Annotated in this window: 18 protein-coding genes; 1 reads left to right on the forward strand and 17 read right to left on the reverse strand. The window is 70.8% G+C overall.

Annotated features, from left to right (window positions below; translation table 11 throughout):
* Nucleotides 1-35: 35 nt before the first annotated feature.
* The 17 genes from OG568_RS52250 to OG568_RS52330 all read right to left on the reverse strand — a co-directional run bounded on the left by OG568_RS52250 (nt 36) and on the right by OG568_RS52330 (nt 14,633).
* Nucleotides 36-1,547: a class I adenylate-forming enzyme family protein gene (locus tag OG568_RS52250; RefSeq protein WP_329537132.1), complete on the reverse strand. Its 1,512-nt coding sequence runs from the start codon at nt 1,545-1,547 to the stop codon at nt 36-38.
* Nucleotides 1,548-1,636: 89 nt separating this feature from the next.
* Nucleotides 1,637-1,957: an EthD domain-containing protein gene (locus tag OG568_RS52255; RefSeq protein WP_329537133.1), complete on the reverse strand. Its 321-nt coding sequence runs from the start codon at nt 1,955-1,957 to the stop codon at nt 1,637-1,639.
* Between the two features lie 77 nt (nt 1,958-2,034).
* On the reverse strand, nt 2,035-2,430 hold the full coding sequence (locus tag OG568_RS52260) for a hypothetical protein (RefSeq protein WP_266590471.1): 396 nt from the start codon (nt 2,428-2,430) through the stop codon (nt 2,035-2,037).
* Nucleotides 2,431-2,557: 127 nt separating this feature from the next.
* On the reverse strand, nt 2,558-2,917 hold the full coding sequence (locus tag OG568_RS52265) for a nuclear transport factor 2 family protein (protein ID WP_329537134.1): 360 nt from the start codon (nt 2,915-2,917) through the stop codon (nt 2,558-2,560).
* 107 nt (nt 2,918-3,024) lie between these two features.
* Nucleotides 3,025-3,171: a hypothetical protein gene (locus OG568_RS52270; RefSeq protein WP_329537135.1), complete on the reverse strand. Its 147-nt coding sequence runs from the start codon at nt 3,169-3,171 to the stop codon at nt 3,025-3,027.
* A 180-nt stretch (nt 3,172-3,351) separates the two neighbouring features.
* Nucleotides 3,352-3,972, reverse strand: coding sequence for a TetR/AcrR family transcriptional regulator (locus OG568_RS52275; RefSeq protein ID WP_266590468.1), 621 nt, complete (start codon nt 3,970-3,972; stop codon nt 3,352-3,354).
* A gap of 83 nt (nt 3,973-4,055) precedes the next feature.
* Nucleotides 4,056-5,204, reverse strand: a complete 1,149-nt coding sequence (locus OG568_RS52280) for an acetyl-CoA C-acetyltransferase (protein ID WP_329537136.1) — start codon at nt 5,202-5,204, stop codon at nt 4,056-4,058.
* A gap of 31 nt (nt 5,205-5,235) precedes the next feature.
* Entirely contained in the window at nt 5,236-6,030 is a 795-nt protein-coding gene (locus OG568_RS52285; protein WP_329537137.1) for an enoyl-CoA hydratase/isomerase family protein, read from the reverse strand.
* Complete coding sequence (locus OG568_RS52290; protein WP_329537138.1) at nt 6,027-6,812, reverse strand: SDR family NAD(P)-dependent oxidoreductase; 786 nt, start codon at nt 6,810-6,812, stop codon at nt 6,027-6,029. Before OG568_RS52290 ends, OG568_RS52285 begins: the two co-directional genes overlap by 4 nt.
* Nucleotides 6,809-7,585, reverse strand: a complete 777-nt coding sequence (locus OG568_RS52295; protein WP_329537139.1) for an SDR family oxidoreductase — start codon at nt 7,583-7,585, stop codon at nt 6,809-6,811. Before OG568_RS52295 ends, OG568_RS52290 begins: the two co-directional genes overlap by 4 nt.
* Nucleotides 7,582-8,838 carry an acyl-CoA dehydrogenase family protein gene (locus OG568_RS52300; protein ID WP_329537140.1) on the reverse strand — a complete coding sequence of 419 codons (1,257 nt, stop codon included), beginning with the start codon at nt 8,836-8,838 and terminating at the stop codon, nt 7,582-7,584. The genes OG568_RS52295 and OG568_RS52300 overlap by 4 nt, the downstream gene beginning before the upstream one ends.
* 91 nt (nt 8,839-8,929) lie before the next feature.
* Nucleotides 8,930-9,904, reverse strand: a complete 975-nt coding sequence (locus OG568_RS52305; protein ID WP_329537141.1) for a phosphotransferase family protein — start codon at nt 9,902-9,904, stop codon at nt 8,930-8,932.
* Complete coding sequence (locus OG568_RS52310; RefSeq protein ID WP_329537142.1) at nt 9,901-11,103, reverse strand: acyl-CoA dehydrogenase family protein; 1,203 nt, start codon at nt 11,101-11,103, stop codon at nt 9,901-9,903. The genes OG568_RS52305 and OG568_RS52310 overlap by 4 nt, the downstream gene beginning before the upstream one ends.
* A 30-nt stretch (nt 11,104-11,133) precedes the next feature.
* A complete protein-coding gene (locus tag OG568_RS52315) occupies nt 11,134-12,279 on the reverse strand; it encodes a thiolase family protein (RefSeq protein WP_329537143.1) in 1,146 nt (381 codons plus the stop codon).
* Nucleotides 12,276-12,656, reverse strand: a complete 381-nt coding sequence (locus tag OG568_RS52320; RefSeq protein WP_329537144.1) for a Zn-ribbon domain-containing OB-fold protein — start codon at nt 12,654-12,656, stop codon at nt 12,276-12,278. Before OG568_RS52320 ends, OG568_RS52315 begins: the two co-directional genes overlap by 4 nt.
* A gap of 5 nt (nt 12,657-12,661) precedes the next feature.
* Nucleotides 12,662-13,450, reverse strand: a complete 789-nt coding sequence (locus OG568_RS52325) for an enoyl-CoA hydratase/isomerase family protein (RefSeq protein ID WP_266590450.1) — start codon at nt 13,448-13,450, stop codon at nt 12,662-12,664.
* 127 nt (nt 13,451-13,577) lie between these two features.
* Nucleotides 13,578-14,633, reverse strand: coding sequence for an alcohol dehydrogenase catalytic domain-containing protein (locus OG568_RS52330; RefSeq protein WP_329537145.1), 1,056 nt, complete (start codon nt 14,631-14,633; stop codon nt 13,578-13,580).
* Between the two features lie 227 nt (nt 14,634-14,860).
* On the opposite strand from OG568_RS52330, the gene icmF reads away from it, so the two are divergent.
* Nucleotides 14,861-18,112 (forward strand): fused isobutyryl-CoA mutase/GTPase IcmF, encoded by a 3,252-nt coding sequence (gene icmF / locus OG568_RS52335; RefSeq protein WP_329537147.1) that lies wholly within the window; start codon nt 14,861-14,863, stop codon nt 18,110-18,112.
* The last annotated feature ends 46 nt before the right edge of the window (nt 18,113-18,158 follow it).

Consider the following 18,158-nt stretch of genomic DNA (forward strand, 5'->3'; position numbering starts at 1 on the left):
GGCCCGCGGGCGTGCCCCGCGTCCGCGCCTTCGGATCAGGTCGGGTCGGGATGACGCGCGCGCAGCCGATGGGCCAGTTCGCGGGCCCCCGACCGGTCGAGCTTGCCGACCTTCGTCTGAGGCAACTCCTCGATGCCGTAGACGAACTCGGGCCACTTGGTCTTGGACAGCCCGACGCTTTCCAGGTGCCCGGTCACCTCGGTGAGGTCGATGCCGCCTCCGTCCTCGGTGACGACGAGCAGCGCGACACGTTCGCCGAGCACCTCGTCCGGGACGGCCGCGACACAGGCCCTGGCCACGCGCGGATAGCTGGCGACCGCCCGCTCTATCTCGGTGATGTCGATGTTGCGGCCGCCGCGGATGATGATGTCCTTCTCACGGCCCATGATGCTGACGGTGCCGTCCTCGTGGGTCATCAGCAGGTCGCCGGTGGGGAAGTAGCCGTCCTCCGTCAGCGCCGGAGGCTCGACCCGGCCGTCCCGCGCGTAGCCGCGGAAGAGGGAGGGACCGCGTACCTGCGCCCGGCCCGACACGCCGGGTCCGGCTTCGGCCCCGTCGGGGGTCAGCGCGCGGAGGTCCGTGCCGGGGAAGGGGCGCCCGTCCCTGCCGAGCCGGATGTCCTCGGGGTCGTCGGGGCTCGGCGAGGTGTGGCCGAGGCACTCGGACATGCCGAAGACGCGGAGGATCTTCGTGCCCAGGGACTGTTCGGCCCGCGCGAGGGCGCCGCGGTCCATCGGTCCGCCACCCACGGTGATCGCGCGGACCCCCGAGAGAATGCCGGAGCCCGCCGCTTCAGCGCCCATCTGCAGCGCCATTGTCGGTACGCACATGGTCCAGCGGACCTCGGCGTCGGCCATCCGCCGCAGCGCGACGGCCCGGTCCCACTTCGCCGTCAGGACGAGTGGGCCGCCCAGCAGAAGCGAGAGGTAGACGCCGAAGCAGTACGCGGCTGTCGACGACAGCGGCACGATCGCGGCCACCGCGTCGCCGCCGGTCAGGCCGTTGATCTCGATGGTGCTCGTGCCGGCGTAGCGCAGGGCCTCCTCGGACTGCACGACGCCCTTGGGCCGCCCGGTCGAACCGGAGGTCAGCCCGATGAGGACGCCACCCGACCAGCGCGACACATCCGGCTGCCCGAGCGTGCGGTGGACGCTCCAGCCGTCGAGCGCCGTGTCCTCGGCCCCGCCCGGTACCAGCTCGGGCACCGCCCATTCCCTCATGGCCGAGGGCTCGGCGACGACGACGTCGGGGCGGATGTCCTCGAAGGCCGCGGCGAACTCGGCCCGTGTGGTGTGCCGGTTGACCACCGCGAGCACCCCGCCGCTCAGGCCGACGGCGAGGCTACCGACGACGGTGCGCCATGAGTTGTCGGCCTGGAGCATGACGGTGCCGCCGGTCCCGCCGGCCGCGCCCGGGAACATCACCTCGGCGAGCCGGGCCGCCTCGGCGAGCATCTCTCGCGCCGTATGGCTGCCCGCGTCGTCGATGACGGCGACGAAGTCCGCCTGCTCGGCTCTTTGCTGGAACTCCCGCACTACCTGTCGCATCCCGCGTCCTCGCTACGCTGTGCCGAACTCCGTCACGAACCCTGCTGTGAATGACTGATGCGCATCGCCGCCGAGGCTGATGTGAAGCCTCATCCGGTGAACATCTCCGCCTCGTGGCCCATCAGCGCGATGCGGCGGCCCTTCATGTCGCCGACCTGGGCGACCGCGGCCGCCCACTCCGGGCTGGCGAGGGCCTTCTTCAGGTCCTCCGGGGAGTCGAAGCTGAGCACGGAGATCCCGTCCCACCCCTCGGAGCGCCTCTCCAGGGCCTGGTCGATCTCGGTGTGCCGCCAGGCGCGAAGTCCGGGCAGCCGGTAGGTCAGCTCCGCGTGGTCGCCTCGCCACCAGCCGATGAACTGCTCGTGCGTCCACTCCGGGGGCCGTGCTGCCAGCAGGACGAGGTTGTACATGACTGTCCTCCGTACGTGGTCTTTGAGAGAGAGCGAGTTCAGTGAATCCGAACGGGTTCAGTGCGGACGAACCGTGTTCATTCGAAACGGATCTCGGACGACCGGCCGATCAGCAGACGCTGCAGCCGACCGCTTGCGTCCACCCGCCCGGCGGCGACGAAACTCGCCTCGACAACGCCCCCGCGCCGCACCTCGCCGAGGAAGAGCTCGTCCTGGCCGAGGGTGGTCGCGGACAGCCGATGGTGGGTGCGCGTACCCCGCTCGCGCTGTTCGAGGTAGCGGACCAGCGCGGCACGGTCCCCGGCGAAGTCGGTGGCGTCACCGTCGCCGGTGGAGAAGAGGATGGAGAGCGAGAAGTCGTCACTGATCAGGTCGAGGATCCTGTTCGGCTCGTCACTGTCGAGGATCTCGAACCATGCGGTGAGGAAGGGGGCGGTCGCGGCGGGGGCTGTGTCCGTGGAGGCGTCGGTCATGGGTGTTTCCTTGCCGTTCGGTGGGGTGCGGGGCTGTGCTCGTGCACGGTTGAGTTCGCTGCGGACACCGGCGTGCACAGCCGCGGCCATGGGTGTCGCGGTCAGTCCCGCCGGCCCGGCAGCGCCGCTACTCCGGCCAGTCGATGAGGTCGTACGTCGTGGTGAAGTACGACTGGTAGCGCGCCATCTGCCCGTCGGGCGTGACAACTGCGGCCGACAGGAAGGACCCGACGGCCTTCCCCGACTCGGTCACCACTCCGTACACGGTCTCGAGATCACCGTCGGAGCTGTGACGCAGGATCTCGTGCACCCTCTCGACGGCGTTGCGGCCCGCGATGTAAGCGGCGAACTCGCCCTTGGACCGTCCCGTCGCCTCTCGGCCCGGCAGCGCGATGTGGAAACGGAAGTCCGGTACGAGAAGCTCGAGTGCCTGCTCGGGGTGGTCGCTGTCCATACGTGCCATGTAGTCGCGCAACACGCTGGCCATGGATGGTCCTTTCACTGGTCGGACGGGCTGCCGGCGGCCCAGGCGGATGGGATGTCCGGCACGGCGGCCGGCCCGGCGATGTCCGTCGGCTTCGGGGCGGGCTGATGTCAGCCGCGGACGGGCGGGGCGGAGAAGTGGCCCTGCGACCGCCTGTCCCGCCGTGCGTTGACCGACCTGACGTACGCGTCGACGCCCACCCTCTCGGGGATGCCGAAGGAGGCCGGGGCACCCGCGCGTATCGTGCGTCGTCGCATGACCCTCCCCAGGTCAAACTGAGTCAAGTTCAGTTCAGTTGAGATATTAATCCTGGGGAAACACGCCTGGCAATGGCTCGTCACGTTCTCGATCACCGTGGATCCGCACGGGACGCGGAGCGGCCCCCTGACGGATATCCGTCAGGGGGCCGCGCGGTGCGGAAGCACTTCATCAGCACATCAGGAGGCGACCATCCGCACGCAGGCGCCCTCGATCAGCTCGCTGATCTCCGAGAGCGGCGTCGGTCCGGACGGCCGGTACCACCGCCACACGCTGACGATCAGGCCGAGCACGCTCGCGCCCAGCAGTTGCGCGTCCCGGAGCGGAAAAGTGCCCTGGGACATGCCCTTCACCAGGAGGTTGGTCCAGTCCCGCTCGACGACCTGGACCAGCTGGCGGGCCGCGACCCGCTCGGCCTCCTCGCGCTTGGACCGGCGCACACCGGAGAGGAGGTCCATGTGGTTCTGCAGAATGCGCATCTGCAGGACCTCGTGCGGGGAGACGTCGTACGCCGCGCGGACCGCGGCCCGCAACGCCTCGACGGGGTCCTCGGCGTCCTTGGTCGCCTCGACGAACAGGTCGTGGGAGCGCTGCAGTTCGAGCCGCATGATGGTGAGCAGACAGTGGGTCTTCGACTCGAAGTAGTGATACAGGGCGGTCTGTCCGATGCCGACCCGCTCGGCCACGGTGGACCACTTGGTGGCCTCGTAGCCGGCCTCACCGAAACAGTCCACGGCGGCCGCGAGAATGGCCGCGCGCTTGGACCGCGGTCCCGCCTCCGGTTCAACGATCCTCGTCATGCTCTCCCGCCTGGCCGTCACTCAGTGTGTCCGTACCGAGAGTAAACCCAAGTTGAACTCAGTTGCCAATCGGTTCGGATTCTTCACAGGGTTTCGAGCACGGTCGCGTTGGCCATGCCGCCGCCCTCGCACATCGCCTGCAGACCGTAGCGGCCGCCGGTCCTGCGCAGCTGGTGAACGAGCGTGGTCATGAGCCGGGCGCCCGTGGCACCGAGCGGATGGCCGAGCGCGATGGCGCCGCCGAAGGCGTTGACCCGCTCCTGGGGGGCGCCGATCTCCTTCTGCCAGGCGAGGACGACGGAGGCGAAGGCCTCGTTGATCTCGACGAGGTCGATCTCGTCGATCGACAGCCCGGCCTTGTCCAGGACCTTCTCGGTGGCGGGGATCGGGCCGGTCAGCATGGGGATCGGGTCGGAGCCGACCACGGCCATGGTGTGCACGCGGGCCAGCGGGGTCAGACCGTGGCGGCGCAGCGCCTCCTCGGAGGCGATCAGCAGGGCGGCGGCGCCGTCGGAGATCTGGCTGGCGACGGCGGCGGTCAGCCGGCCGTTCTCGGTGAGGGTCTTCAGGCCCGCCATCCTCTCCAGCGTGGTGTCGGCGCGCGGGCCCTCGTCGGCCGTGAGTCCGAAGGACGGGACGATCTCGTCGTCGAAGACACCGTCGGCCTGTGCGGCGAGCGCCCGCTGATGGCTGGTGAGCGCGAACTGCTCCATGTCCGAGCGGGAGATGCCCCACTTCTCGGCGATCAGCTCGGCCCCCCGGAACTGCGAGACCTCCTGCTCCCCGAAGTGCTCGCGCCAGCCGTCCCCCGCGTACGGGCTGCCCATGCCGGCCTGTTCGCCGACGAACGCCGGGCTGGCGATGGGCACCAGGCTCATCACCTCCACGCCGCCCGCGACCACCAGGTCGGCGGCGCCGGAGCCGACCGCCTGGGCGGCGAAGTGTACGGCCTGCTGGGATGAGCCGCACTGGCGGTCGATGGTGACGCCGGGGACGTGCTGCGGCAGTCCCGCCGACAGCCATGCGACGCGTGCGAGGTTTCCGGTCTGAGCGCCGATCTGGCTGACACATCCGAAGTACACGTCGTCGACCGCGCCCGGGTCGACGCGGGTGCGCTCCAGCAGAGCGCGCAGCACATGTGCGCCGAGGTCGGCAGGGTGCACGCCGCTGAGCGCGCCCTTGCGGCGGCCGACGGGGGTGCGGACGGCTCCGACGATGAATGCTTCCGACACGGTGGGTTCCTTGGGGTTCGGGATGTGGGGGTCAGGGCCGGGGGGAAACGCGTGTGAACTCGGGCGCCCGCTTGTCGAGGAAGGCGGCGACGCCCTCACGGCCCTCGTCGGAGGCGGCCGCGGCGGCCAGCGCGCGGGCCTCCCGGTCCAGGTGCGGGCCGAGGTCCGAGGTCAGGCCGGCGGCGACAAGGCGGCGGGTGACGCCGAAGGCCGCGGTGGGCCCGCGGCGCAAGGCCTCCGCCGTCCGCGCGGCCTCGGCGGCCAGCTCGTCGGCGGCGACGACCCGGCTCACCAGTCCGATCGCCGCGGCTTGTGCCGCCGGTATCCGACGGTTCGTCAGCAGCAGGTCCAGCGCCCGCTTGGGTCCGACGAGACGGGGCAGGAACCAGCTCACCCCGGCGTCCGGCGCATAGCCGATGCCGGTGTACGCGGCGGTGAACGAGGCGTCGGCGGCGGCGAGGGTCACATCGGCCGCCGCGGCCAGGCCGATGCCGGCGCCCGCGACGGCTCCCTGCACTGCGGCCACCATCGGCGCGTCGATCGCGGCGAACGTGCGCTGGGCCTCGTGCAGCGCCTCCGTGACCGCGATGAGGTGCTTCTCCAGCGCCTCGCCGGACAGCCGCGAGAACTCCCTGAGGTCGCCGCCGACACAGAAGGACTTTCCCTCGCCGGTGAGCAGCACGGCCCGGACGCCCGCACGGCCGCAGGCCCGTGCCGCCTCCAGCAGTCCGCGTGCCATCTCCAGGTCGATGGCGTTGCCCGCCTCGCCGCGGCGCAGGGTGACGTGGGCCAGGCCGTCGCCGTGGATCTCGATGCCGACCCTCATCGCGCCGTCCATCCGCCGTCGACGGTCAGAACCTGACCGGTGCAGTACGTGGAGGCGTCCGAGGCGAGGAAGAGCAGCGCGCCGTCCAGCTCGTGACCGTCGCCGCCGCGGCACAGCAGGGTGTTGCGCTCGACCCAGCGGCTGGAGCGCTCGTCGCCGAAGAGGTCCGCGGTCATCTCGGTACGGAACCAGCCCGGGGCCAGGGCGTTGACGCGTGTTCCGCTGCGGCCCCACTGACCGGCCAACTCACGGGTCAGACCGATCAGTCCGGCCTTGGACGCGGAGTAGCTCGCGCCGCCGAGGGGGGCGGCGGAGACCAGGCCGAGGATGGAGGAGACGTTGATGACGCTCCTGCCGGTGGTGGGGCCGTCGGCGGGAACGGGAGCCTCGGCGATGAGCCGGGCGAGATGGAAGGGCGCGATGAGGTTGACTCCCAAGACGTCGGCGAAGGCGTCCGGGGACTCGTCCTCGGCGCGTGTCTCGCCGGACGTGGCCGCGTTGTTGACCAGGATGTCGACGCGGCCGGTGGTGGTCAGCGCCGTCTCGGCCAGCCTCGTACGGTCGGCCTCCAGCGAGACGTCGCAGGCGACCGGATGGATGCGCGCGTCGAAGTCGGCGAGTTCCTTCAGCCGGTCGATGCGGCGCGCGGCGGCGAACACATGGGCGCCGGCCTGGGCGAGGACGGCGGCGAACCGTGCGCCGAGCCCCGCGGACGCACCGGTGACGATCGCCGTCCGGCCCTGAAGCGAGAACAGCTCGGACGCGGGTCGCGGCGCGCTCACCCGTCCACCCCGATCGGCAGGGCGGTCGCACCGCCGTCGAGCACCAGGGTCTGGCCGGTCATCCAGGAGGAGGCGTCACAGGCCAGGAACAGCGCGGCGTTCGCCACGTCCTGCACCGTGCCCAGGCGCCGCATCGGCAGCTTGGCGGTGAGGATGGGCTCGCGGACCTCCCACACCGCACGCGCGAGCTCCGTCTTGATCAGCCCGGGGGCGATGGCGTTCACCCTTGCCCGCGGCCCGAGTTCGTAGGCGAGCTGTCGGGTCATGTGGAGCATGGCGGCCTTGGTGGCGTTGTAGTAGCCGATGTGGGGGTCGACGATCAGCCCGCCGACGGAGGCGATGTTGATCACCGCTCCCTCGTGCTCGGCCATCCAAGCCCGCCAGGCGCACCGCGTCCAGGCGATCATTCCGTACTGGTTGACGCGGACCGTCTTCTCCGCTCGCGGCAGGTCCAGGTCGAGCAGGTCGCCGTTGTAGGGGTTGGTGGCCGCGTTGTTGACGAGGATGTCGACCCGGCCGAAGCGGGTCATGGTGTCCTCGACGCAGGCCTCGGCCTGGTCGGGTTCGCCGGCGTTGGCCACCACCGTGTGGATGTCGCCGTCGCCTTTGACGCGCAGCAGTTCCTCACGTGCCTCGCTGAGCCCCGCGGCCTTGCGTGCGGCGATCACGACATGCGCGCCGGCCGTCCGGTAGGCGGTGGCGATGCCGAGGCCGATGCCGCGGGATCCGCCGGTGATGACGGCCACCTTGCCGTCGAGGGTGTTGGCGCTCACGCTGCCCCTGCCTTCGTGTCGGTCGTCCGATGCTCGGCCTTCGGGCCGGTTTTCTCGTACTGGGCGAGTTCCTGGCGGGCGACTGTCCGCAGATGCACTTCGTCGGGGCCGTCCGCGATGCGCAGCGCCCGCGTGATGGCGTACAGCCGGGCCAGTACGGTGTCGTCGCTGACCCCCGCCGCGCCGTGCGCCTGGACCGCGCGGTCGACCACCTTGTGGGCGACCTCCAGCGCTGCCACCTTGATCGCGGCGACCTCCGTGCGGGCGGCGGCGTTGCCGACGGTGTCCATCAGCCAGGCCGACTTCAGGACGAGCAGGCGCAGTTGCTCGATCTCGATGCGGCTGCGGGCGATCCACTCGCGCACCACGCCCTGGTCGGCGAGCGGCCCGCCGAAGGCGACGCGCGCGCTCACGCGCTCGCACATCAGCCGCAGGGCGCGTTCGGCGAAGCCGACGGCGCGCATCGCGTAGTGCATCCGCCCCGGGCCGAGCCGTCCCTGGGCGAGTGCGAAGCCCTCTCCCTCGCCTCCGAGGATGTTCTCCACCGGTACCCGGACGTTCTCGAAGAGCACCTCACCGTGCCCGCACCGGTCGGTGTAGCCGAACATGGGCAGGTCGCGCAGGACGGTGACCCCCGGGGTGTCACGGGGGACGAGCAGCATGCTCTGCTGCCGGTAGGTGGGCGCGTCCGGGTCGGTCTTGCCCATCAGGATGATCAGCTTGCAGTCGGGGTCGAGGATCCCGGAGGTGTACCACTTGCGGCCGTTGACGACGTAGCTGTCGCCGTCGCGGGTGATGCGCGTCTGGATGTTACGGGCGTCGGAACTGGCGACCTCGGGCTCGGTCATCGCGAAGCAGGAGCGGATCTCGGCCTCCAGCAGGGGCCGCAGCCAGCGCGACTGCTGCTCGGGCGTGCCGTACAGCGCGAGCAGTTCCATGTTGCCGGTGTCGGGTGCCGAGCAGTTGAACACCTCGGGCCCGATGATGGAGCGGCCCGCCAGCTCGGCGAGCGGCGCGTATTCGAGGTTGGTGAGCCCCGCCCCCCAGTCGCCGTGCGCCATGAAGAGGTTCCACAGGCCCTCGGCGCGCGCCTTCTCCTTCAGCTCGGTCATCACCGGCGGCAGCGCGTGCGGGTCGTCCGCCTCGGCGAGCTGCCGGTCGTAGACGGCTTCCGCCGGGAAGACGTGCTGCTCCATGAACGACCGCATGCGGCCTTGGAGTTCACTCGCCCGTGGCGAGAATCCGAAATCCACGATTGCTCCTCTTCGCCGAACGCTCGGCCCGGCGTACGTCCCAAGTGCGGTGGTCTGTGGTCGGTCCAGGGCCCTGTCGTGCTCGCCTCGATCAGCCGAGGATGTCCCGCGCCGTGCGCATCATCGCGGCGATGGTGGGCGGCAACCGCTCCTGGTCCGGGTCGTGGTGCTTGCCCTCGCGGTGCCGGCGCAGGTTGTGGCCCATGATCGCGGCCATCTTCATGCGGCCCAGCGCCCGGAACCAGTCCATGGCGGGCAGCGCGGGCCGGCCGTCGAGGTAGGTGTCCAGCAGTTCGGCCTCGGTGGGCAGGCCGGGCACGGCGCGGCCCAGCCGGGGGAAGTTGCGGTGGTCGGCGAAGAGCAGGAACCAGCCGAGGTCGATGCGCGGGTCGCCGACGCTCCAGATCTCCCAGTCGACGACCGCCACCGGGCGCTCTCCGACGCACAGCACGTTGCCGAGCCGGAAGTCACCGTGCAGCAACACGGGCGGAAGGCCGGCGGGCACGTCGTCGGCGAGGCGCTTCAACAACTCCTCGCCTCCCGGGCGCAGTTCGTCCGGTACGGCGTGCAGAGTGCGGCTCCACCGGGCCAGCTCACCGGCCGCGTCGAGCGGCTCGGGCGCGTCGAGCCCCGGCGTACGGGTGTCGGTCTCGTGCAGTCGCCGCAGCACGGAGGCGATCTCCAGCATGCGGGCACGTGCCGTCGCGGCGGGCACCTCGGGCTCGTCGAGTACCGGCTCGACGGCCTCCCCGGCCGCGAAGTCCATCGCGAACCAGGCGGGTCGCGCCGCGTCGACGACGGCGACGCCCGGCACCGGTACCGCGGATCCGGCCAGCGCGCCCAGCACCCGCGCCTGGCGCAGCACGTCGTTGCGCCCGATGGGTCGCTCCCCCGGAGGTACCGCCTTGACGACGTACTTCGCGTCGCCTGCCGTGACCGAGTACGTCAGCCCCGAATGGCCCCCGGGCAGGGGCTTCAACTGCCCGATCGTCGCGGCGGGCTGCCGGGTGGCGAGCCGGCCGCGGACCCGCGCCGCCAGCTCCGACACGTGCGTGGCCGTGCTCATCGGACGGGCTCCTTGGGCAGGCCGAGCACGCGCTCGGCGAGGATGTTGTGCTGGATCTCGTCGGTACCGCCCGCGATGCTGTATCCGGGTGCTCCGAGCAGGTGCTCCGTCCAGGCGTAGGTGCCCCACTCCCCCGTGTCCGCGACGAGGCGCGGGCCGAGCAGTTCGGACACCAGATCGCTGGTGCGTCGCATGGTCTCGGTGGCGTACAGCTTGCCGACCGAGGCTTCCGCGCCGGGCTCACGTCCGGCGACGAGGGCGCCGGTCACCCTGAGCCCGATGAGCCGTTGGACGAGGGCGCGGACGTGGAGGTCGGCGGCCCGCTGCTGTTCGCCGCCGGTGAGCGGGCGGGGCAGGTTCCGGGCCAGTTCCAGCGCCTTGTCGGCGTTGTCCAGGCCGAGGTTGCCGGAGTCGAGGCGTTCGGCGGCCAGCACGCTGAGCGTGACCCGCCAGCCTTCGCCGACCGGTCCGAGCCGGTCGGCGTCGGGCACGACCACACCGTCGAGGTAGACCTCGTTGAAGCTGGCACCGCCGGTCATCTGCCGGATGGGCCGTACGGTCACACCCGGGGCGTCCAGGCGCACCAGGAACACGGTGATGCCGGCGTGCTTGCGTACGTCGGGGTCCGTACGGCACACCGCGACGCCCCACGTCGCGACCGTGGCCCCGGAGGTCCACACCTTGTGCCCCTGCAGCACCCAGTGGTCACCGTCGCGCACCGCCCTGGTCCGTACCGCGGCGAGGTCGGAGCCGGCCTCGGTCTCCGAGAACAGCTGGCAGGCCAGCTCGTCGGTGCGCAGCATGGGGCGCAGCCATCGCCGCTTCTGCTCCTCGGTGCCCCAGATGCCGATCGCGGGGGCGACGAGCTGCTGCGTCACCGGGAAGATCTCGGTGCGGTGGGGCACGTCGAAGGCCGCTTCTTCGGAGCGGTAGAGCTGCTCGTAGTAGGCGGGCAGGTCACGTCCCCCGTACGCCGCCCGCCAGTTGAGCGCACCCCACCCCTGGTCGTAGCGAGTGCGTTCCCACTCCTGGGTGCGCGCGGTGTGCTCGCGTTCCTGCTCCTCGGTCCGGTTCTCGAACACGGCGACGGAGTCGGAGCCACTGCCCCACTCCCCGTCGACGGCGCGCGGCCGGGCGACCGTCGCGAGCCACCGCCGGGCCTCGGCGTGGAACTCCTCGGGTTCCGGGACACCGCTCATCTCTTCCTCCACCTGGGCTCAGCAGGGCATTCAGCGGGACAGCACCGTGCAGGCGCTCACGCCCGGCGCGCCGTACACATGGGTGAAGCCGATCCTGGGCTCCCCGGGGACCTGACGCTCCCCGGCCCGGCCGCGCAGCTGCTGGACGACCTCGTAGACCTGACGCAGCCCCGAGGCGCCGATGGGTTCGCCGTTGGCGATGCAGCCGCCGTCGGTGTTGACCGGCAGCGTGCCGCCGATCTCCGTGGCGCCGGAGGCGATCAGCCGCTCCTGTTCGCCGTCCTCGCAGAATCCGCACTCGGCCATGTGCATGACCTCGGCGCCGCTCTCGGTGTCCTGCAGCTGGCAGACGTCGACGTCGCCGGGGCCGATACCCGCCTCCTCGAAGGCGGCGGCCGAGGCATCGCGGCTGACGCTGGTCGGCTCGCCCCCGGGGATCCAGGGGCTGAACACCTCGAACGAGCCGAAGCGCCGGGTGCGTACGGCCGCGGAGCGCAGGGTGACCGAGGGGCCGTCCAGGGTGCGGGCGACCTCGGGCGAGCAGAGCACGAGCGCGGCCGCGCCCGCCCCCGGGGAGCAGAACATGAAGCGGGTCAGTGGATCGCTGACCATGCCGGATTCGAGGATCTCCGCGGCGGACACCGGGTCCCGCCGCCATGCCTCGGGGGTCAGGCCACCGTTGCGGTAGGCCTTTTCGGCGACCAGCGCGAGGGTCTTCGGGGTGATCCCGTGGTCGTGCATATAGCGCTGGATCTTCATGCCGAAGAACTGCGTGGTCACCATCAGTCCGTCGCTGCCGTACTCCTCGCCCAGGCCCCAGTCCTGGGGCCGCGGGTCGAAGGCGCCGCGCGGGTGCTTGTCGAAGCCGACGGCGAGTACGACGTCCGCCATGCCGGAGCGGATCGCGTTCACGGCGGAGATCAGCGCGCTGCCGCCGGTCGCGCAGCCGTTCTTCACGTTCACGAACGGCAGCCCGGTCAGGCCGAGTTCGGCCACCAGGGTGTCGGCGAGGCCGGCGCTGTCACTGCCGCCGAACGCGGCCCGCACCCGGGACCACTCGACGCCGGCGTCCGTCAGCGCGGCGTTCACCGCGCTGACGGCCAGCTGACGGCCGCTCGCCTCCGACCGGCCGAACGGGGTGCGTCCGGCTCCGCAGATCAGAACGTCCGTGCTCATGATTCCTCCTCGCCGGTGCGCGTGGGCCTGGCCCGCGGCACCCCGTCGCCGGCGGTCAGCGTGAGGGGCATGCCGATCCGGATCCGGTCGAAGTCGTCGACCTCGATCACGGCGGCGACGCGTACGCCTTCCGCCAGCTCGACGTATCCGACCGCGAACGGCTCGAAGCCGCCGGGCGGGACTTGGTAGGGCGGGGACTTGGGCGCGTACCGCTGGACCGTCCAGGTCCACAGGGTGCCCGCGCCCTGGAGAACCGCCGGTTCGGCCGGCCCCCCGCAGCGCGGGCACACCTCGTCCGCGGGGTGGACCACCACCGAGCAGCTGGGGCAGCGTGAGCCCTGGAGCCCGGCGGCCGGACTCCGCGGAACCGTGGTCATCCGGATCAGCGCCCCTGCCACTTGGGTTCGCGCTTCTCCAGGAACGCGGAGACGCCTTCGTTGGCGTCCTCGGAGTTGAGCGCCACGCCCACGGCGAGGTGCTCCATCACCATGAGCGACTGGGTGTCGGCGTCCAGGCTCCGGTCGATCGTCATCTTGGTGAGCCACATCGTGAACGGGCTCTTGTCGATGAGGTCACCGATGAAGTCCTGGACCGTCTCGTCCAGCTTGTCGGCCGGAGCGGACTTGTTGATCAGGCCGAACTCGGCGGCCTCGATACCGGAGAGCAGCTTGCCGGTGAGCATCAGCTCCTTGGTCTTGCGGATGCCGATCATGCGCGGCACCCGGTAGATCGGGCCGGCGCCGCCGAACAGCGCGCGGCGGATGTGGAAGTCACCGATCTTGGCGTCGTCCGCGGCGATCGCGAAGTCGCAGGAGATCATGATCTCGAAACCGCCGGCGGTGACGTGCCCTTCCAGGACCGCGACCGAGGGGGTCTTCATCGAGTAGAGGCGGTCGCACACCTTCGCGGACTTGACCGCGACGTCGATGGCGTTCGACTTGCCGACGTAGTCCGCCTTCAGGCTGTCGAGGTCGAAGCCCGAGCAGAAGGTGCCACCGCGGCCGCGGAACACCAGGACCCGCAGCTCGGGGTCCTCGTCGACCTCGGTGATGATCTCGTCGAGCCGGTCCAGGATCGGCACCGTGACGCAGTTCTTCTTCCACGGGCGGTTGAGCCAGACACGGGCGACATGGCCGTCACGCTCGAACTGGATCTCGTCTTCCACTGCCATTTCCGATCCCTCCATTAAACTGAACTGAATTCACTACGAGTCTGGGGAGGTGGTGATCCAGTGTCAACCCTCAGATCGAAGTTGGTTCAACTACATGCTCCGAACGGGCATTGGGCCCGCACCCCGGTCAACTCGCGCTGTCCGCCGGGATGTCGACGAGAACCTTGACCCGTCGTCCGTCGCGGACGTCGTGCAGCCCCGCGAGGGTGTCGCCGAGCGGGATGTGGTCGAGCCAGCCGTCCGTCGGGTAGTGCCCGGCCGCCATGTGCTCGATGACGCGCTCGAAGACGCCGTCGGGGTACGCCTCGCAGCCCAGCAGGGCGAGTTCGGCCAGGCGTACGACGGAGGCGTCGATGGCGACCGGGCCCGAGTACAGAGCGACCATCACGACCGGCGCCCGGGCGGCCACGGAGCGGATGGCGGCGTCCAGCGCCTCCGGCCGGCCCGAGCACTCGATGGCGGCGTCCACGCCCCGGCCGCGGGTGTGGCTCATCACCTGCTCGACGACGTCGACCGCGCCCGGATCGAGTACGCGGGCGCCATGCCGCCGGGCGGCCGCACGGCGGGACGGCGAGGGTTCCACCACGAGCACGTCGTGGACGCCGTGTGCCCTGAGCGCGAACAGCGCGCCCATGCCGACCGCACCCGCACCCGTCACCAGGGCGCTGCCGCCGCCGCGCACACCGGCCCGCTCCACGGCGTTCAGGCCCACCGCCATGGGCTCGACCAGGGCGCCCTGTTCCAGCGAAAGCCCGTCGGGCAGCCGATACACGGCGTCGGCCGGCACGACCACGTACTGGGCGAGTCCGCCACCGGGGGCGGTCACCCCGATCGCCGCCAGGGCCGTGCACAGATGGGACAGTCCGGCCGCGCACCGTGGACATACCCCGCAGGTGCGGATCGGCCGCACGCAGACGCGGGCCCCGGGCGCGACCCGGTCGACCCCTTCGCCGCAGGCCACCACGGTCCCGGCGAACTCGTGCCCCAACGTCTGCGGCAGGGTGGCGCCGGTCAGCGGGTTGGGCTCGTGCGTGGCACGAGGCGTCTCGAAGTACTCGTGCACATCGGTGCCGCAGATCCCCGCGTACGCCACGCGGATCTTCACCTCGCCCTGCCCCGGCTCGGGTTCGGGCATCTCCTCGACCCGCAGATCCTTGGCTCCGTACAGTCTGGCGGCCAGCATCGCCCCTCCTCCACATCGCTTCCGGCGGACACTGCCGAGACTGCCAGCAAACTGAACTGACTTCAATAGAATGCTTGAGACCCGCACCTACTTCGGTTCAATATGGAGAGGGTCTGCTCCTGCCGGCCTCCCCTGCCCGGTTACTCCCTTGTCAGGCCCGCGGCCGCGACCCGGTCCAACCCGTATCCGCCCCCTGCCGACGCGAGAGGGGGCAGTCTGGAGTGCACATGTCCGCCGGCGACGTGGCGGCGCGGTCGTACCGCGCTCAGCATCCCGTCCGCTTCGTGACCGCCTCGAGCCTCTTCGACGGTCATGACGCGTCGATCAACATCATGCGGCGCGTCCTGCAGGCGCAGGGCGCGGAGGTGATCCACCTCGGGCACAACCGCTCCGTGAGCGAGGTGGTGGACGCCGCCCTGGAAGAGGACGTGCAAGGGGTCGCCGTCAGCTCCTATCAGGGCGGTCACATCGAATACTTCGAATACCTGGTGGAGTTGTTGCGGGAGCGCGGCGCCGGGCAGGTGCGCGTGTTCGGCGGGGGCGGCGGGGTGATCGTGCCGCAGGAGATCGAGCGGTTGTCGCGGGCCGGCGTGCGGATCTTCTCGCCGCAGGACGGGCAGCGGCTCGGCCTGGCCGGGATGATCCGGTCGATGATCGAGGCCTGCGACACCGCGCCGTGGGAGGAGTCGCCCGCCGAGATCGGGCGGGTGCTGGCGGGTGAACGCCCGGCACTGGCACGGCTGTTGTCCGGGGCCGCGGCCGAGGCGGTGCCAGCCGCGGACCTGCGGGCGCTGGAGAAGGCGGCCACCGCGCGCCAAGTACCGGTGCTCGGCATCACCGGCACGGGCGGCTCCGGCAAGTCCTCGCTCACCGACGAACTCATCCGCCGACTCCGCACCGACCAGCGAGACGCGCTGCGGGTGGCGGTACTGGCCGTGGACCCGACCCGCCGACGTGGCGGCGGCGCCCTGCTCGGCGACCGCATCCGCATGAACTCCCTCGACGGCGAGCGCGTCCTCTTCCGCTCACTGGCCACCCGCGGCAGCGGTGAACTCCCCGAAGGACTCGGCGAGTCGATCACCGCGTGCAAGGCGGCGGGCTACGACCTGGTCATCGTCGAGACACCCGGCATCGGCCAGGGAGACGCGGCGATCGTGCCCTTCGCGGATGTGTCGCTGTACGTCATGACACCGGAGTTCGGTGCGGCCTCCCAGCTCGAGAAGATCGACATGCTCGATTTCGCGGACGTCGTCGCCATCAACAAGTTCGAGCGGCGCGGCGCCCAGGACGCGCTGCGCGACGTCGGACGGCAACTCGTCCGCAACCGGGAGGCATTCGGCTCCCGCCCCGAGGAGATGCCGGTCTTCGGCACCAGCGCCGCCACCTTCAACGACGACGGAGTCACCGCGCTCTACCAGCACCTGCGCGAACTGCTCGGCGAGCGCGGCATGCCGACGAGGCCCGGCGCCCTGCCCGAGGTGTCGGTGCGTCACTCCAGCGGCGCGGCGCAGATCGTGCCCCCGTCCCGGGCACGCTATCTGGGGGACATCGCCGAGACGGTGCGTACGTACCATGCGCACACCCTCGAACAGGCCGAAGGCGCCCGGCGGGTGCAGCGACTGACCGCCGTCCGCGACGAACTGGCGGGCGCGGCGGCGCCGACGACCGACGTCGACCGGCTGCTCGACGAGGCGCAGGAGCGGCTCGGCGAGGGTGCCCGGCGCGCACTGAGGCAGTGGCCCGAGACCGTACAGGCCTATGGCGGGGACGAGTTGGTGGTCACCGTGGGCGGCCGTCAGCTGCGCACCCGCCTGGTGCGCGCGTCCCTTTCGGGCAGCCGGATCCCGCGGGTGGCGCTGCCGCGGTACGCCGACCACGGGGAGCTGCTGCGGTTCCTGCGGGAGGAGAACCTGCCGGGCTCGTTCCCGTTCACGGCCGGGGTGTTCCCCTTCAAGAGGGAGGGCGAGGACCCGGCGCGGATGTTCGCCGGGGAAGGCGATCCGTTCCGTACCAACCGCCGGTTCAAGCTCCTGTCCCAGGGCGGCGAGGCGACCCGCCTGTCCACGGCCTTCGACTCCGTCACGCTCTACGGCCGCGACCCCGACGAACGCCCCGACATCTACGGCAAGGTCGGCACCTCGGGTGTCTCGGTGGCGACGCTGGAGGACATGAAGGCGCTGTACGAGGGCTTCGACCTGGTCGCGCCCACCACCTCCGTCTCCATGACGATCAACGGCCCGGCGCCGACGATCCTCGCGTTCTTCCTGAACACCGCGATCGACCAGCGGCTCGACGCGTACGCCGCCGAGCATGGCCACGCGCCCGGTCCCCAGGAGGCCCGGGAGATCCGGGCCGAGGTGCTGCGCGGTGTGCGCGGCACCGTACAGGCCGACATCCTCAAGGAGGACCAGGGACAGAACACCTGCCTGTTCTCCACGGAGTTCAGTCTGCGCATGATGGGCGATATCCAGGAGTGGTTCATCGAGCAGGACGTACGCAACTTCTACTCGGTCTCCATCTCCGGCTACCACATCGCCGAGGCCGGGGCGAACCCCATCAGCCAGCTCGCGTTCACGCTCGCCAACGGGTTCACCTACGTCGAGTCGTACCTGGCCCGCGGCATGGACATCGACGACTTCGCGCCGAACCTGTCGTTCTTCTTCTCCAACGGCATGGACCCGGAGTATTCGGTGCTCGGCCGGGTCGCCCGCCGGATCTGGGCGGTGGCGATGCGCGACCGTTACGGGGCGAACGAGCGCAGCCAGAAGCTGAAGTACCACGTGCAGACCTCGGGCCGCTCCCTGCACGCCCAGGAGATGGACTTCAACGACATCCGCACCACACTGCAGGCGCTCCTCGCGCTCTACGACAACTGCAACAGCCTGCACACCAACGCCTATGACGAGGCGGTCACCACCCCCACCGAGGAGTCCGTCCGCCGAGCGCTCGCCATCCAGCTGATCATCAACCGCGAGTGGGGCCTGGCGATGAACGAGAACCCGCTGCAGGGCTCGTACGTCATCGACGAACTCACCGATCTGCTGGAGGAGGCGGTGCTGACCGAGTTCGAGCGGATCAGCGAGCGCGGCGGTGTGCTCGGCGCGATGGAGACCGGCTACCAGCGGGGCCGTATCCAGGACGAGTCGATGCTGTACGAGGAGCGCAAGCACGACGGAACGCTGCCGATCATCGGCGTCAACACCTTCCGCAACCCGAACGCCGAGGACGGGCAGGCCGCACCGGTCGTCGAACTCGCCCGCGCCACCGAGCAGGAGAAGCAGTCCCAGCTCACCCGCGTCCACGACTTCCAGGCCCGCCACCAGGACGCGGCCCGCGTGGCCCTCGCCGACCTCAAGCGCGCCGCCACCAGCGGCGACAACGTCTTCGCCGTGCTGATGGACGCCTCGCGCGTCTGCTCACTGCAGCAGATCACGGAGGCGTTCTTCGAGGTGGGCGGTGCCTACCGGCGCAACGTCTGACCGGATCGACGCCCCTTCTCCCCCTCCCAACCACCCGACCAGGGAA

The organism is Streptomyces sp. NBC_01450, from assembly GCF_036227505.1.
Taxonomy (GTDB): domain Bacteria; phylum Actinomycetota; class Actinomycetes; order Streptomycetales; family Streptomycetaceae; genus Streptomyces.